We start from the raw sequence: 16949 nt of genomic DNA, 5'->3' as shown, positions 1-16949 counted from the left end.
ACGATTTCTCCTACTCTCTTAATTCCATCATGCCGTTACGTATTCGACATGATCTCCTGATGCATCACGGTATCCCCGTAATGTCTGTGTATATTCATTTCCTGCGTCGAGCAATCGGATGTGGAACCGGACTTCTTCTTCACCGGCTTCTTCCTTTAAAATCTCGAAGCCTTGGATGACACGATCCTGTAATTCTGCAGCGAGTGCCGGATACACGGCAAGACTCGCATACATCGCTTTTACGTCCACGGGACGGCGAACAAGCGCAATCCAGTACGATTCATCATAGCCGATAAAGTCTTCATAATCAAAATCATCTTCAAACCGAATCCAGAATCCATCACCTTCAAATTCTGTGATCATCCCAGTTCGCGTCGAACCTTCCGATCCGATTTTCAGCGAGACCCAGTCTCCCGACTGATAATCTCCTTGTTGCGTTAATGACACATACTCCATTTGGCACACCTCCACGTTCTATATTCCCTTTTTCATTGTCAACGATACGTCCTAAAAACACAAGATACCGTAACGTGACATTCCTCACAGTTTCAACTGTGCTAGTGGATCTTTTTCAAATCAGCTCATACAGTTTCGTGAAAATCTTGATTTACCAGACTTCAACTGTTTTTTAATCTTCACTCTTTCATAAGTACAGAAATAAAGAAAACCCCTCATATCAACGTTTGTTCACTTGTTAAATTATTCACATGAACGTAAAGGGAATCTCTATCTCCTTTTGTTACACTATTCACATAAGGAACTGATCATTAGCTCAATTTTAAAGGAGTGGTATCCATGTTATTAGAAAAAACGAGTGCCTGGACAAACTTTACGTCTGGCGAATGGATCAAAACAATCGATGTTGCAGACTTCATCCGGCTCAATCGCACGGAATATACAGGTGATGATCACTTTTTAGTCGGTCCGACGCAAGCGACGCAACGGCTTTGGCAACAAATTCTACAGTTGACGAATGAAGAACGACAACGTGGTGGTGTGTATGCCGTCGATGCCAAGACACCATCAACGATTCTCTCGCATGATGCAGGGTATCTTGATCCCTCTCTTGAAAAAATCGTCGGCTTACAGACAGATGAACCGTTCAAACGTTCAATTCATCCGAACGGCGGGATTCGGATGGTGAATGATGCCTTAGCTGCGTATGGCTTTGAAGCAGACGAGACCGTCACGAAAATTTTCAGCGAGTACCGGAAGACACATAACCAAGGGGTTTTCGATGCCTATACCCCTGAGATGCGCGCTGCACGTAAAGCCGGTATCATCACAGGATTACCAGACGCCTATGGACGTGGGCGGATCATTGGCGACTATCGTCGTGTCGCTTTGTACGGAACAGCACGCTTGATTGAAGAACGTAAGCGAGACTTGAAGGCACGTGGCGGCTTCCTCTCTGAATCGATGATCCGCGACCGCGAAGAGATGAATGAACAATTGCGCGCATTAACGGAATTGACCGAGCTTGGAACTCGCTATGGTTTTGATCTCTCCCGCCCTGCAGAAACAGCACAAGAAGCATTCCAGTGGGTCTATCTTGCTTATCTTGCTGCGATCAAAGAACAAAATGGTGCAGCTATGTCACTCGGTCGAGTCTCGACGTTCCTCGATATTTATGTCGAACGTGATCTTGCGACCGGCCGCTTGACGGAAGAAACAGCACAAGAGCTCGTCGATCATTTTGTCATGAAACTTCGGATCGTCAAATTCTTACGAACACCGGACTATAACGATCTCTTCTCTGGCGACCCGACGTGGGTAACGGAATCGATTGGCGGGATGAGTGAAGATGGTCGATCAAATGTCACGAAAAGTTCATTCCGGTTCCTGCATACGCTCTCGACACTCGGTCCGGCACCTGAACCAAATCTAACTGTTCTCTGGTCCACTCAGCTTCCACGCGGATTCAAGGAATTCTGCGCGAAGATGTCGATCATATCAAGCTCGATTCAGTATGAGAACGATGATTTGATGTTGCCGGTTTATGGGGATGATTACGGCATCGCTTGTTGTGTCTCCGCGATGCGGATCGGGAAACAGATGCAGTTCTTCGGTGCTCGAGCAAACCTTGCAAAAGCATTACTTTATACAATCAATGGCGGAATGGACGAGAAGCTCAAAATTCAAGTCGCCCCAGTCACACCATTGATGCTCGATGAAGTACTCGATTACGAGACAGTCATGGCGGCTTACGATCGTCAACTCGATTGGCTCGCAGAACTGTACGTCAACACACTGAATGTCATCCACTACATGCATGATAAGTACAGTTACGAACGGATTGAAATGGCTTTACACGATCCGGAAATCTTACGGACGATGGCATGCGGCATCGCTGGTTTATCGGTCGTCGCCGACAGTCTATCCGCTATTCGTTATGCAACAGTCCGCCCGATCCGAGATGCGGATGGGATTGCAGTTGATTTCAAGATCGAAGGTGAGTTTCCAAAGTTCGGGAATAACGATGAACGGGTCGATCAGATGGCTGTTGATCTCGTGACATTGTTCATGGAGAAAATCCGTAAACATCCAACGTATCGAAATGCGCTCCCGACACAGTCTGTCCTGACGATTACTTCAAACGTTGTCTATGGTAAGAAAACAGGAAATACACCCGACGGACGCCGTGCGGGTGAACCATTCGCACCGGGTGCTAACCCGATGCATGGACGTGATACCCGTGGTGCTGTCGCCGCCTTGACGTCTGTCGGAAAATTACCATATGAACATGCGCTCGATGGTATCTCCTACACGTTCTCGATCGTGCCAAAAGCACTTGGTAAGGATGAAGCCACACGTATTCGAAATACGGTCGGATTACTTGACGGATATATGGGCGGTACGACTTCAAAAGGACATCATTTGAATGTCAACGTCTTTGACCGTGAGACGTTACTTGATGCCATGGAGCATCCGGAACAATATCCGCAGTTAACGATTCGGGTATCCGGTTATGCCGTCAACTTCATTAAACTGACGCGTGAACAACAGATTGATGTCATCAATCGTACGTTCCACGGTTCTCTCTAAAATGATGTGTAGTATGTGAAAGGAAGTGAGCAGGATGACCTATGGTATGATCCATTCCGTTGAATCATGTGGAACAGTCGATGGTCCTGGCATTCGATTCATCGTCTTTACACAAGGATGTCCACTACGGTGTCAATACTGTCATAACGTGGATACATGGGAGTTCGGTTGCGGACGGCGTGTCTCAGCAGACGAAGTAGTAAAAGAAGCGATCAGCTATCGATCCTTTTTCGAAGCAACGGGTGGCGGAATCACCTTCTCTGGAGGTGAACCGCTCGCTCAGCCAGAATTCTTGGAGGCTGCTTTAACAGAGGCAAAACGCCTTGGACTGCATACGGTCATCGATACCGCGGGATCCGTCGTCCCGAAAAACATCGACGCGATCCTCGATGCGACGGATCTGGTTCTGCTCGATATCAAGCATATCGACGATGCTGCTTGTCGCGTCTTGACTGGACGGAGTAACGCCAATACACTCGCCTTTGCAAAACGCCTAGCCGAGCGAAACATTCCCGTCTGGATTCGCCACGTCCTAGTTCCAGGTATCACGATGTCGGAACATTTCCTCCGTCAGACCGGCGAGTTCATCCGGACGCTCGGAAACGTCGAGCGCGTCGAGGTACTGCCGTATCATCAACTTGGAGTCTATAAGTGGGAAAACCTTGGTCTTGCTTATCCGTTAACTGATGTGCTTCCCCCTTCACGAGAGGAAACGGATGCTGCGCAAACCCTACTTGAATCGTACTTGTGTTAACGTTTCCGATTTGTTACGATGACATCATAGATTATGAACAGGAGGTACAACACCGAAATGAAGCAATCACTCGTACACGTCGCTTGATGAATGAAATCATCTCTTTCGCAATGCAGTTGCGGATGTCTGACGCTACGAGTCTGCTCTTTTTCGGTGTGACCATCCTCTGGTCATCGCCTTCTTTGAGTTACACTCCGGCACACCATCCGCTCGCTTCGGATGGTGTGTTTTTCATTTCATCTTATCGGAAATGAACACTAAAGGAGCTGCTTTTATGCCTACTGAAACACTTACGATCCAACACCTATCAATGTATTACGACGAACGACGTCTTTTCTCGGACGTCTCCTTTCATATTCATACTGGCGAACACGTCGCTTTGATTGGTCCGAACGGCATCGGAAAAACGACACTGTTACACTTGATCGCTGATCAACTTCAACCGACTGACGGTTCGATCAAGCGTCATTACAAAAAACTCGGTCTACTATCACAACACTTTGTGGCGGGCGATCACACCGTTCTTGATGTCGTCGAACGAGCGGATGAGGTTCGTTATCAACTTCGCGCTAATGCCATGAATGGTGACTTGACGATTTATCAACGAGCAATTGATCAGGACGCCTTCTCGCTGGAAGCAGATGCAGCACGCGTCTTAAAAGAAGTCAAATTAGAGGAAGCACTCTGGACACACAAAGCATCCAGTTTAAGCGGTGGTGAACAGACGCGCCTCCAACTTGCCTGTCTGCTTCTATCACGACCTGATTTCATCATTCTCGATGAACCGACGAATCATCTGGATCAAGAGACACTCGAGTGGCTCACGGAATGGGTCAACATGTCACGGACCTCGATTCTCTATGTCTCACACGAACGATTCTTCATCGACGCAACGGCTGATGCCGTCATTGAATTATCCGAATCAGGGGCAACGCGATACAGCGGAAACTATCAGTCCTATAAAGAACAAAAGGAACATCAAGCTCTGTCGCAACAACGAGCGTACGAAAAACAAGAACGCACCCGTAAAGAGCTGACACGCATGATTCAAGGATACCGGCAATGGCATCAAAAAGCCTCGAATCAAGCGAGTGAACGCGATCCGTATGCGAAAAAGAAGGCTGCTAAACATGCGACGAAGGTAAAGGCAAAAGAGCAGCAACTCGAGCGTCTACTCGAGGATCGTGTACAAAAACCACAAGTTGCACCGACTGTTCACGTCGCATTCGAACATGAAGCGATTCATGCGAAGCGACTCGTTTCGTTCGAACACGTCACGTTTAGATATGAGACGAAAACCATTCTAAACGATGTCTCATTTTCAATCGATCGCGGTGACCGGATTGCTGTCATTGGACCGAATGGAAGTGGGAAAACGACCTTACTGCGTCTCATTGAGGGCGAATATGTTCCTAATCAAGGGACAGTCATCCGCCATCCTCGATTAAAAACCGGCTATTTTTCACAAGCTCTTTCCCATTTACCGACATCCGGTACGTTGTTAGAGGCATTACTTGAGTACGGCACGATGAGTGAAACGGACGCCCGGACGTTGCTCGCCTGTTTTTTATTCCGTCGCGATGATGTTTACCGGTCGATTGCCGACGCTAGTATGGGTGAGAAATGTCGAATCGCCTTTTTACGTCTGTATTTTTCTGGTGCTCACTTGCTTATTCTCGATGAACCGACGAACTATTTGGACCTTGCGACTCGTGAACAAATCGAAGCCGCCCTCGATGTCTTCCCTGGTGAGCTCCTCTTCGTCTCTCACGATCGTTATTTTACCGATCGGCTATCGAACCGGACGTTTGACTTAACGACTGGATTCAACGATCATCCAGACGGAACTGCCGTGGTAAGAAATGCACGCCGAAGTGACCCTGAAGCGACTCAATCCGATCTACATCGTCTTGATGCTTTGACAGGTGATGTGCCGTTCGATACAGAAACAAATGAATCACTTTCAAAAGAATAACAAAAAAAGCATCTGCATAGAAAAAGAGACTCCTGTTTCCGTTGCAGATGCTTTTCATATTTCAGTCGTATTACCGCTTTTGATACTTCAGTTTCGTATGCGCTTGTGCCTGCTTGTGGATTTTTTTCCACTTTTCTTTCTCCGCCGCCTGCAACGCCACGTTTTGCTTACGTTCCGTATAGGCGATTTCTCGTTTTAGCTTGACGAAGCTGTTCCAGCGCTCAGCAGATAGCGTTCCATCTTCTAAAGCTGTCCGAACGGCACATCCTGGTTCCTTCTCATGTTTACAGTCTCGAAAACGACAGTTTTCAGCAAGCTCTTCAATATCGGAAAACGTCGACGATAAACCGTCACTTCCATCCCATAAGGCCAATTCTCGCATACCCGGTGTATCGACGAGTAATAAACCGTTCGCCAGTCGTTTCAGTTCGCGATGTGTCGTCGTGTGACGTCCGCGTTCATCGTCTTCCCGTACGCCACCCGTCTCCATTAACCGTTCTCCAGCTAAAGCGTTGACGAGCGTCGACTTCCCAACGCCGGACGATCCGACTAACACGATTGTTTGCTTGACTTGTAACTGGGCACGTAGTTCCTCTAATCCGTCACCCGTCAAAGAATCAACGGCAAGGATCGGTGTTCCGAACGCGACTGCTTCAACAGCCTGCAGTTCTATTTCGATCGACGGCATCAAACTTTTTTTCGTCAGGACGATGATTGGTGTCACCCCTGCATCCCAAGCAACCGTTAAATAACGTTCCAGTCGACGGACGTTGAAGTCATGTCCAAAAGCCATGACGAGCAAGGCGACGTCAACATTCGCGCAGATGATTTGTTCCTCGGTTTCCGTTCCTGCCGCTTTTCGGGAAAATTGAGACGACCGTGGCAAGACACGTTCGATTCGTCCTTTGCCTGGCTCTCGCTCTGTTTGAATGATCCAGTCTCCAACCGCTGGCAATTCAGCTTTCGTTCCTGATTGGAAACGCAACTTACCAGACAGTTCGCTCAGCGATTCTCCTGTTTCCGTCATGACACGATAATGCGTTTGATAGACGGCTATGATCCGTCCTAATCGTTCTGTTCCTGTCGTTTCGTAGACAGGTGGTGTACCCCATTCGTTCAAATGGTTTCCTCCTCTGATTTAAGGGAGGGAAACCCCTCCCTGGTTTCCGACACATGTCACTTTTTTAGCGTTGATTGTTGCACTCATCAACATCACTCCTCTCGATTCGATTCCCTTATAGAGTATCATATGAATCATTGGTTCTGATAGCGCTTCCCTTAAAGTCAGACCTTCTCTCCGCCTTAAGCCCGAGAGCAAATACGGTCCAAAGAGTGTCGTAGGAATAGAAGGACTCCCGTATCATAAAGGTATCAACACAAGGGAGGCTTCCTCATGAAGCAATCGAAAGGAAAACAATTGGTGATGATTCTCGCCGGACTGGCGTTACTTGCCGTCGTCATCGGAACATTACCGCATATGATCGGACTTGGTTTAGGGGCATTACTTGCGTTCTATTCGATCAGTAAGTTCATGCAATCGAACAAATGGCCAGCGAAACTCGGTTTCGGATTTCTAGCAGCCATCGGAATCGGACTTGCCCTCTCAAACATCTGGGCAGTCATTGGAATCGCAGCAGCCATCGCATTGTACGTCGGTTACATGCGTATGAAACTACAGCGTGTCAATGTTCAAGATCTCTTTAACCGCCGCCGTACATCAACAACACATTTTGAAGCTGACTGGAAAGACTTAGACGAAAAACGATTCTAAATTTAAAGATAATACCCATACTGTTTACCACTTTCAAGGAGGAATTTTTCATGAAAAACGTGTTTGATCAACTCAACGATTTTGCGACACAAATGATGACAGAAGTCAAAAAAGCCGCTGAACAGGGCGAAGTACCTGCTAAAAAGCTCGTTCGTCATATTCGATCTACAGAAGCTGATTTAAAAGAGATCGATCGACTACTTGAGCGTCAACGGACATTATTGCTGGAACTGACTCAAAAGCAGGAAGAAGCGAAGGATTTAGCCGATAAACGCTTCAAACAAGTTGAAATCGCAAACGAAGCCGGTGAACAGCAACTCGCCGAACGTGCTGCCATCGAATCGAAACATTACGGAGAGCAATACCGGTTCTTCGAAGAACTCGTCGCTGAAACGAAACGTGAGTTAAATGAGCTTGAACGTGAAGCCCTCGAATTGAAGTTGAAGCTCGAAGACCTACAGAACAAACGGTACGAATGGATGATGCGCGAAAACGTTTCGAACTTAAAAAACAAGATGAACCAGGTGCTAGATCGCGAACCAAATGCTACTATAAAAGAAGAAGCACATCCGTTCACGGCGGAAGAACCTGAAGCAAAACAACCAGCCGTTGATGAAGATGATATCGATGCGCGTATCGCTGAACTCGAACGCCGCATTCACCAATAAGCAGTTCATGACGAAGGAGGCGTATGCCTCCCTTTGTCATGTTAGAAAGGAGATTGATCGTGCGACGATTAAGTACGAAACAACTGGTCGGTTACGTATCGATCCTGTTCGCCCTTGGTCTATTCTATGACCTATTATCCGGTGCAGGAAATGTATTGTTCGGTGTCTTATTCCCTTTCCTGCTGTATTACGTCGGGATTCATTTCCGGCGGCGCAATCATGAAAAACTAGCGATCCTCTTTTATATCGTCGGTACGATCATTCTTGCTGGCGTCGTCCTCAGTTCGGCTGCCATCGGTTTTGTCATTGCCGGAATTTTGCTCTATCTTGGGATCATTCTTGTGACACGGCATTCTGTCCGTGAATTTTTGTTTTCACGGATTGCCCCCCATCAATATGAAGAGGAAGGCATCAAGATTCAACCAGCTTACTCCTTCTCAACCCAGGCCGATGCACCGTATGTCTTACAGGACTTAAGTGAACAGTTCATCGTCAAGGATTTAGAAATCGATTTGACGCATGCCTATGTCCCGGAAGGTGAAACATTGATCGTCGTCAGTGGCGTCGTCGGGGACGTCCGGATTCTTTTACCGTCCGGTTATGATTATACGCTCGACACGTCGATCGGCTTCGGAAGCGTCAAGACGGACATCCGCCGTATTCCGACCTTCTTCAATCGACGCATTCAATTCCGAGCACCAGAATATGGTGACGCGACGCGGAAGGTTCGTATTCATGTCATGCTCGGTATTGGCAACGTGGAGGTGTCTTCGATATGAAGCGTGATCAATTTCCGCTTGGTGTCATCGCTCTGCAAGTCATGACGGGCTTTTTGACAGCCGTCATGACGACGTTGTTATTCTTAAGTACACGCCAAGTCGATTGGCATGTTCTCTTCGTCCGTCAGCAAGACTTTCCTGTCCTTTTACTCGTCATCGGACTCTCATTACTACTGCCGCTTGCTATCGGTAGCATGCATTATTTTTTCTTGCGTCGTGACTTCAAGCGTGTCACGACTGCCATCATCGAACTGGAGCAAGGAAAAGATGTCACAATTGTTCCCGGTCCCTATTTTCATACGTTGACACGCCTGTCACGAATTGGAAAACGTATTGACGAGCAAGTCGAGACCGTTCAAAAGATCAGCACGCGTCCGCAGCACGTCGAACAGGTACGGATTCAAGCTGTCACCGAAGAACGCAAGCGACTCGCACGTGATTTACACGACTCCGTTTCACAACAACTTTATGCCATCTCGATGATGACGACAGCAGCCAAACAGACGATTTTGTCTCAACCTGAAGCTGCTGCCAAACAAATCGAAATGGTCGAGACGATGGCACAAACGGCACAGTCTGAAATGCGTTCGCTCTTACTTCAACTTCGCCCCGTCGAACTCGAAGGGATGACGTTACAACAAGGACTTTCTCAACTGCTCGAAGAATTATCTAGAAAGCAGTCCACACAATTGAGTTGGAAGTTAGAAGAGATGTCACTCCCACGACAAATCGAAAACGAGTTGTTCCGGATTGTTCAAGAAGGATTAACGAATGCCTTACGTCACGCGAAAGCGTCCCATATGGATATCGAGCTCCGAGAATTCAACGAAACAATTATCCTGAGCATGAATGATGATGGTGTTGGATTTGTTGTGGATGAAAAAAAACTTGCCTCTTATGGCATCAATTCGATGCGAGAACGAACGGCTGAGATGGGTGGAACGATTCGTCTCGTCAGTGTTCCTGGACAAGGAACCCAAATCGAAGTAAAACTTAGAAAAGATCGGATGGTGCAAGTATGATACGCGTATTATTAGTAGATGACCACGAGATGGTCCGGGCCGGTGTGTCTGCTTTCCTTTCCACACAACCAGACATCGAGGTCGTCGCTGAAGCTTCGGATGGTCAAGCGGGAGCCTTGCTGGCGCTCGAACACCGACCGGATGTCATCTTGATGGATTTAGTGATGGAGCCAGTTGATGGCGTCGAAGGAACCCGGTTGATCCGCAAAGACTGGCCGGAAGCAAAAATTCTCGTCGTGACGAGTTTTCTTGATGACGAGAAAGTCTATCCTGTCATTGAAGCGGGTGCGATGAGTTACGTTTTAAAGACAGCTAGCGCCTTTGACATCGCAGAAGCGATTCGCAAGACAGCAAACGGTCAATCTGTCATGGCAGCACAAGTGACCGGTAAAATGATGGAACGTCTTCGTCGTCCTACGACACACTTACATGATGATTTAACGGAACGTGAGCAGGAAGTTCTTCAATTGATGGCTCGTGGTATGGCGAACCAAGAGATTGCGGACGAATTATTCATTTCCTTAAAAACCGTCAAAACACATGTCTCGAACATCTTATCAAAACTAGATGTCGTAGACCGTACACAAGCTGTCGTCTATGCCTTCAAGCATAATCTCGTCAAATAAGATTTAGCCCTTCATTACTTATTCTTTAAGCGCATGCCAAAAACCCCGAATCGTCTCTTAGTCAGAGACCGTTCGGGGTTTTGATGTTGTACGAAACGATTACCAAAGCTTCCATCCCGGAGCGCCTGGAGGGGCGTTTTCAATCATATGCCAAATCGGTACTGTGTACGCAAACGCAATCAAAGCGAACGTTACAAAAATCCATAGCTTCCAATTTTCAAAGAAGAGTGGCGTTGCCATCGCCTCTTCTTCCGTTTCAGCAATCGGAAATTCTTCCGTTCCTTTTGGTGTACGAAATGCAAGTTGGAACATCGCATACAAGAACAATAGAATCGAGATGAATAAAATCGTCCCACCAATTGCCATGGCGACATGATATGGAATCCAGTCAGCGACGATCGAATCTTTGAAGTAGGCGGCAGGACCCGTCCGTCGTGGATTACCGAGTAGACCTGAGATATGCATTGCTGTCGACATGAAGAGCATTCCGATCGTCCAGGCAGCCGTTTGAATAAGCCCAAGACGATTCATTGCCGCTGTTAACGTTCGACCACGTAAGAGCGGGACAAGCCAATAGGCTGTTCCGAAGAACGTCAGTGCCACAGCGGCACCGACCGTGATATGAAAGTGTCCCGTAACCCACAATGTGTTGTGAACGATGATGTTTAGTTGATGGGATGCGTTGATGACACCACCTGCACCTGCAGGAATGAAGAACAACATCCCGATGAACGGTGCAAGGAACCGGACATCGCGATACGGCATTTTTTTCACCCAACCAAATACCCCGGTCGCCCCTTTCCGACGACCCGCCAACTCAAAAGTCGCAAACATCGAGAAGGCTGTCATCAATGATGGAATGATGACGAGGAACGTCAAAACGACTTGGACATACTTCCAAAAAGCAGAAATCCCCGGCTCTAACAATTGATGGTGAAAACCAACCGGGAACGAAAAGAGGAGGAACAATAAAAATGACATACGTGCTAATGCGTCAGAAAAAACCTTTCCACCAACGATTTTCGGGATGACTGTATACCAGACGATGTAGGCAGGTAACAACCAGAAATAGACGAGTGGATGACCAAAGTACCAAAATAGCGTCCGGGATAGCTCGATTCCGACCTTATCCGTCCAACCAAGGGATAAGGGAAGGAGCTGAAAGAGAATCGTCGCTGCTACTCCGAGTGTCGCAACCACCCATAATAAGGCAGTCATAATACTCATGTATGCTTGAAGTGGTGGATGAACGCCAGGGTGTTCCCGTTTATAATCAGCATACATACGGAACATGGCACCAGAAGCAATCCACGTTCCGACGACGAAGATGACGAGTCCAATATAAAATACTGGATGTGCCTTGAGTGGTGCATAGAATGTATAGAGGACGGAAGCTTCTCCTGCAAGTACCATCCATGTGACGAGGATGACACCAAGGATCATGAACCAGAATCCAACCCACCCGAGACGTCGAGGAAAGTCTTCGAACCGTCCAAAGGATTGACCTAAAAATGAAAACAGTAATCCAAATATGAATAATGTCGTAAAGACGATCGCAAGCATTAACCCGTGGGCAGTGAGAAGCTCATAGTAGCCGACTCCAGCAATTTCTGGAATGACACCTGTCCGCACCATCGTTTGCAACAATCCACATAAACCACCAATCAATAAGGCAACGAGTGAAAAACTAACATGTGCGAAAGCGAGCTTCGCTTCCTTAATTCCGATGACGGTAGCAGGCAGACCACGCTCCATCTCGAACTGTCTTAATTTTTTTGAAATGGCATTCATCTTATTCCACCACCTTGATTTTGGTTGCCATCATATGATGACCCGATCCACAGTATTCATTACAGACGACCAAATACTCGCCAGCTTCCTTGAATGTATATTCAATGGAATTGATATGACCAGGAACGACCATCATATTGACATTCGTCTTGACAATTTCAAAGCCATGGACGACATCTTTTGATGTCACCAAAAAATCAACCGTTGCCCCTTTGGGAATGACCATATCTTTTGGTGTGAATTGGAACGCTTGTGCGACGATGATCGCTTCGTATCGGTCGTCATCGATTTTTTTTAGTCCTGGCTTGTCGAATGGTTTCGTTTGATCAACTTTCGTCGGATCAATCAATGTTGCATCGGATGGCGGTTGATTTCCGGATGCAAAAGCGGATACGCCGATGATGGTTAAAAAGACGCCAAGCATCACTGCTCCAAAAATCAGCCAGATTTTTTCTAGACGATGAATATGCATTGTGACTCCCCCTTACCGTGATAAGAATAATAGAAAGATTGAGCTCCACATCCCAATGATGATACCTGCTACGATCAGGACGGCGATAAATGTTCCTTTAAGGTTTGATTCTGATTTTTGGTCCATGGTGATTACTCCTCTCCTGCTTTGAACTTGTCTTTATTGTAAGAATTCAGCAAGTTTGAAAACTGTGATATATATCACTTCAAATGTGAAGAATCCGCACTTTTCTTTCTAAAAACACACAGAAAGTTCACATCTGAACAAGAGAAGGAGGCACGACTCATCTACAAAAAAAAAACAATCCATACACGAGACAGAAAATTCTGCTTCACGTTTGAATTGTTTGTACACTATCTATTAAATTCGACAAACACCTGCTGGGCATCCTTCACAATGACACAGATCACGCAGATATTGTGCATCATGAATGATGATTTCTTTTGGCGTCATCGAAATGACACCTTCTTTTTTCCACTGGGAGAACATCCGGTTGACCGTTTCACGCGGTGCGCCAATCAATTGACCAAACTCCCCATCGGATGGACGTTTTGCAAGACGGTAGGTTTCTCCTACTTGTTCCCCTTCCATCGCGATGAGACGAAGTAACGTCGAAGCTAACGCGCCCGGTTTTCCGAACAATAGCAAGTCGCGCAATTTAGTCTCCGTCTGTTTCCGCATCAATGCTTGCCACCGCATGATCTCAAGCGCAAAAGTACCATCCTTTCTCATGAGTTCCTCTAATTTTTCTTTTGTGAGGAAACCGATGATACTATCCTCCATCGTCTCGATACTGTATGAACTCGGAAAAGCTTCTCCTACATCAAATTCACCAAATAGATCCCCTTTGAAATATAAGAACATGAGTAATGGACTGCCTTTTTTCGTCAACTTCGATAGTTTGACGCCTCCTTGTTTCACATAAAACAACTTGTCGTTCATTTCCCCTTCCCAACAGACGATGGAATCCTTTTTGAACGTCGTTTCCGTCATGAAGCTTTCTAGTAACGTTCTTGTCTCAGGTGATAAGATGAACGTATTCGCTTCAGTCGTTCCACAAGTCAGCATATCCATTTCTCCTCTCCTTTTCTTCTGCTTTTAGTATAGAACATCACAGTTCAAAAGAATGGATTTTCAAAAGATTGTCAAACTTTGTTCAATGTTTCACATTAATTTTAAAAAAGTATCTGACGACTGCTTTCTAAAACTAAAGCAATCGTCAGATATAGTATCACATACCTGTTCCGTAATAATGATGAACGATTCGTTCAACTGCTTGACCTGGTGGGTGATCATACCAACTTGTTTGGAATTCCTGCATGTGCTGACGGCACTCTTCAAGTATCGCGTCAGACACGATCCACTCCATCAATTGCGCCATCTGCTCCGTCTGTCGCACCGGTAATGGTTTCGGATACTGATCGACAAGTCCTGGTAGTTGTCGATATGTGTCGATGTCCGGTGTGTATAAGAACGTTGGGATCTCAAGAAGACAGCTTTCAAATGGAATCGACGAATAGTCGGTCACCAGAACATCCGTGATGAGCAAATAATCATTAATCTGATACGTGTCATCCACAAGATGTATATGGGCGGAACGATAGGTCGAAAGCGCTCGGATCGTCGGATGTAACTTAACAAGAATCGTCCATCCCGCTTGAGCAAGTCGTTCGAACTGTTGAATCGTGTGATCTTCCGTTCCTTTATATTCGCGGTAAGTCGGGGCATACAATAGAATCCGGCGGTCGGGTTTTACATAACGTTCTTTTAAATCAAGTGCCCGATGTTCCCGCTGAACCTCATCATACCAATAATCCGTCCGCGGCATGCCGAACGGTTTAAAATGAGATCGTTTTAAATCATGCGGTGCCATGAATTGTGTCGCACAACGCATCCCCGGCACGATGAAATCACCATATTCCTGATAGACACGTCGAAAACGATTTCGTACCCGTTCTGATACGAACAGACTTTTGGAGGAGGTCAGTCCAAACTGCTTTAATGTTCCTGCCGCATGCCATAGCTGGATACGTCGTGTTCCTCGTCGCGTTGTTGCGACACTAAATTCTGCGACATAATTATCGACGAAGACCGTCCGGGAGGTCGCAAGCAAATATGCCAACCGAACGAATCGTAAACGACGAAAGCGAAGAGTCCGATCTGACTTCCACAGATCCGGCTGCTTCATGAAATGATGATCGTATACCAGATACCGTTTCTCATTTGGCAATTCCTGCGCCAAGCGATCATTAACAGGTTTTGCGTTATCCCCATATGTCATCCAAAATAAAGTGACGGGTCGAAGCGGTAACCACCGAAAGACACCATAACAAATACGAAACAACAATAAATAGACCCATACGATTCCTTCTCTAACCACTTTCATCCTGCCCTTCTACGAAGAAAGACCGCACGTCGTCGTGTGGTCTCCTCTTCAATCACTTCGAAGCTAATTCCGTTTTAATCTGACTCGTAGAAATACCCTCAGTTCGGCTAAGGTAAACGACCTCACAATGCTCTTTTAAGAAATCAAACTCGCCTTTCCAATCATCACCCATGACGAAGAGGTCGACGTTATGCTTCTTCACATCTTCTACTTTTTGATCCCAGCTGTTTTCCGGAATGACTTCATCCACATAACGGATAGCTTCAAGAATCATCTTCCGATTCTCGAAATTATGGTAGGACTGCTTATGTTTCAAACGATTGAATTCGTCCGTTGAAATCGCAACGATAAGATAATCTCCCATTGCTTTTGCGCGTTTTAAGATGTTGATATGACCCCAGTGTAATAAATCAAATGTTCCGTACGTAATAACCTTCTTCATGATTCTGCTCTCCCTTTTATCCGTGAATTCTCTTTATGATCGTCTTCATCGCCCGTTCTGAAGCCTGTCCATCATCCCATTGACAATACGTCTCTTGGAACGCTCGAAATGCTGACGCATACCGTGTATGCCAATTATCTAACTGGTCCAGCTCTTCAAACAGTGCTGTTTCAGTCGACAACAATGGTCCCGGTGCCTCCTGCTCAAAATCGAAGTAAAACCCACGCAATTGATCTCGATAATGTTCTAAATCATACGTATAGAATAAAATCGGACGAGATAAGTGCGCAAAATCAAACATGACAGAAGAATAATCCGTGATCAAGGCGTCCGACGCCAGATAGAGCTCCGCGATATCCGGGTAGTCCGATGTATTTCGGACGGATGGATAAGCAGTGACGTCGAGACGACTTCCGACTAAATAGTGCATTCGGACAAGCAGAACGTATTCATCCCCAAATCGCTTTTCAAATTCATTTAGCGAAAAAGGTAGCTCAAATGAATATTTCCCTTGACCTTCGAATGCATTATCTCGCCAAGTCGGTGCATACAACAAGACTTTTTTTGAATGATCAATATCATAGTGGCGATATACTGCTTCTTTGATTTTAGCATGTCGCGCCTCTTGATAAAATATATCATTTCGAGGATACCCAATTTCTAGCATCTCACCTTCAAATGCAAATGCCCTTCTAAATATTGAACTGGAATAGGCATTGGGTGAAACTAAGCTAGACCATTTTGCTGCTTCCTGCTTAAATCCTTGTTTATATCGTTCGGTTGTCGTATTCGCCATTTGGACATCATCCATATCAAGCGCTAGTTTCTTGAGCGGTGTGCCGTGCCAAGTTTGGAGATAAAACGTTTTTTCCGGTTTGATCAACCAACTCGGTAACCGACTGTTTGATACCCAGACCCGTGACGTCGCAAGTAAATAAATCCAGCGGAACGTCAACCGATCTACTGTCTTGACATTTGGTGGAAATGCAACACCTCGTTGCTTGCTGAAAATCAACTCACACTCCGGATGCATCGCGCGCATCAATTCGTAAATGGCACGCGGACTGTCACTATATTGTTTTCCGAGAAAACTCTCGAAAAGAATTCGCTTACGTTTTTGTGGCAACCATGTAAAGACTCTCATGACGGTACGAAGACCGCGTTCAATCAAGCCTGTTCGTTTCATCCACTGTTTTACTTGATCTTTCAAGTGAAGAG

The 16949-nt window shown here is 46.2% G+C and carries 17 protein-coding genes; 8 read left to right on the top strand and 9 right to left on the bottom strand.

Features of this window, described 5'->3' with window-relative positions; translation table 11 throughout:
• Positions 1-27: 27 nt before the first annotated feature.
• Positions 28-456 carry a hypothetical protein gene (locus B3M90_RS11655; RefSeq protein ID WP_214856477.1) on the bottom strand — a complete coding sequence of 143 codons (429 nt, stop codon included), beginning with the start codon at positions 454-456 and terminating at the stop codon, positions 28-30.
• 339 nt (positions 457-795) lie between these two features.
• On the opposite strand from B3M90_RS11655, the gene pflB reads away from it, so the two are divergent.
• From pflB to abc-f, 3 genes are all read left to right on the top strand, one after another.
• Complete coding sequence (gene pflB / locus B3M90_RS11650) at positions 796-3045, top strand: formate C-acetyltransferase (RefSeq protein ID WP_214856475.1); 2250 nt, start codon at positions 796-798, stop codon at positions 3043-3045.
• A 34-nt stretch (positions 3046-3079) separates the two neighbouring features.
• Positions 3080-3799, top strand: coding sequence for a pyruvate formate-lyase-activating protein (gene pflA, locus B3M90_RS11645; protein WP_290784213.1), 720 nt, complete (start codon positions 3080-3082; stop codon positions 3797-3799).
• Between the two features lie 274 nt (positions 3800-4073).
• Positions 4074-5774, top strand: coding sequence for a ribosomal protection-like ABC-F family protein (gene abc-f / locus B3M90_RS11640; protein ID WP_290784211.1), 1701 nt, complete (start codon positions 4074-4076; stop codon positions 5772-5774).
• A gap of 70 nt (positions 5775-5844) precedes the next feature.
• On the opposite strand, the gene rsgA is transcribed toward abc-f, so the two are convergent.
• On the bottom strand, positions 5845-6894 hold the full coding sequence (gene rsgA / locus B3M90_RS11635) for a ribosome small subunit-dependent GTPase A (RefSeq protein ID WP_290784208.1): 1050 nt from the start codon (positions 6892-6894) through the stop codon (positions 5845-5847).
• Positions 6895-7167: 273 nt separating this feature from the next.
• On the opposite strand from rsgA, the gene B3M90_RS11630 reads away from it, so the two are divergent.
• From B3M90_RS11630 to B3M90_RS11610, 5 genes are read left to right on the top strand one after another with little or no spacing between them, the layout of a single operon-like run.
• Positions 7168-7545, top strand: coding sequence for a hypothetical protein (locus B3M90_RS11630; protein ID WP_023467260.1), 378 nt, complete (start codon positions 7168-7170; stop codon positions 7543-7545).
• A 50-nt stretch (positions 7546-7595) separates the two neighbouring features.
• Positions 7596-8213, top strand: a complete 618-nt coding sequence (locus tag B3M90_RS11625; RefSeq protein WP_023467259.1) for a hypothetical protein — start codon at positions 7596-7598, stop codon at positions 8211-8213.
• Between the two features lie 59 nt (positions 8214-8272).
• Positions 8273-8992, top strand: a complete 720-nt coding sequence (gene liaF, locus B3M90_RS11620; protein WP_214856469.1) for a cell wall-active antibiotics response protein LiaF — start codon at positions 8273-8275, stop codon at positions 8990-8992.
• Positions 8989-10014, top strand: coding sequence for a sensor histidine kinase (locus tag B3M90_RS11615; protein ID WP_056063588.1), 1026 nt, complete (start codon positions 8989-8991; stop codon positions 10012-10014). Before liaF ends, B3M90_RS11615 begins: the two co-directional genes overlap by 4 nt.
• Positions 10011-10640 carry a response regulator gene (locus B3M90_RS11610; protein ID WP_023467256.1) on the top strand — a complete coding sequence of 210 codons (630 nt, stop codon included), beginning with the start codon at positions 10011-10013 and terminating at the stop codon, positions 10638-10640. Before B3M90_RS11615 ends, B3M90_RS11610 begins: the two co-directional genes overlap by 4 nt.
• A 99-nt stretch (positions 10641-10739) precedes the next feature.
• Here the strand turns inward: B3M90_RS11610 and B3M90_RS11605 are convergent, their stop codons facing one another.
• The 7 genes from B3M90_RS11605 to B3M90_RS11575 form a co-directional block, all read right to left on the bottom strand.
• Positions 10740-12431 carry a b(o/a)3-type cytochrome-c oxidase subunit 1 gene (locus tag B3M90_RS11605; RefSeq protein WP_251137987.1) on the bottom strand — a complete coding sequence of 564 codons (1692 nt, stop codon included), beginning with the start codon at positions 12429-12431 and terminating at the stop codon, positions 10740-10742.
• A 1-nt stretch (position 12432) separates the two neighbouring features.
• Complete coding sequence (locus B3M90_RS11600; protein WP_035412613.1) at positions 12433-12903, bottom strand: cytochrome c oxidase subunit II; 471 nt, start codon at positions 12901-12903, stop codon at positions 12433-12435.
• 12 nt (positions 12904-12915) lie between these two features.
• A complete protein-coding gene (locus B3M90_RS11595; protein WP_155960209.1) occupies positions 12916-13029 on the bottom strand; it encodes a cytochrome C oxidase subunit II in 114 nt (37 codons plus the stop codon).
• A 234-nt stretch (positions 13030-13263) separates the two neighbouring features.
• Positions 13264-13971, bottom strand: a complete 708-nt coding sequence (locus tag B3M90_RS11590; protein WP_214856467.1) for a Crp/Fnr family transcriptional regulator — start codon at positions 13969-13971, stop codon at positions 13264-13266.
• A gap of 163 nt (positions 13972-14134) precedes the next feature.
• Positions 14135-15289, bottom strand: coding sequence for a CDP-glycerol glycerophosphotransferase family protein (locus B3M90_RS11585; RefSeq protein ID WP_214856466.1), 1155 nt, complete (start codon positions 15287-15289; stop codon positions 14135-14137).
• 52 nt (positions 15290-15341) lie between these two features.
• Positions 15342-15731, bottom strand: coding sequence for a glycerol-3-phosphate cytidylyltransferase (gene tagD / locus B3M90_RS11580; protein WP_035412608.1), 390 nt, complete (start codon positions 15729-15731; stop codon positions 15342-15344).
• A 16-nt stretch (positions 15732-15747) separates the two neighbouring features.
• Complete coding sequence (locus B3M90_RS11575; protein WP_290758222.1) at positions 15748-16917, bottom strand: CDP-glycerol glycerophosphotransferase family protein; 1170 nt, start codon at positions 16915-16917, stop codon at positions 15748-15750.
• Between the last annotated feature and the right edge of the window lie 32 nt (positions 16918-16949).

Origin of the sequence: Exiguobacterium sp. UBA6309 (genome assembly GCF_002439205.1) — a bacterium.
Lineage (GTDB): Bacteria > Bacillota > Bacilli > Exiguobacteriales > Exiguobacteriaceae > Exiguobacterium_A.
Note: the sequence above shows the minus strand (reverse complement) of the source record. Positions and strands in the feature narration are given on the sequence as shown.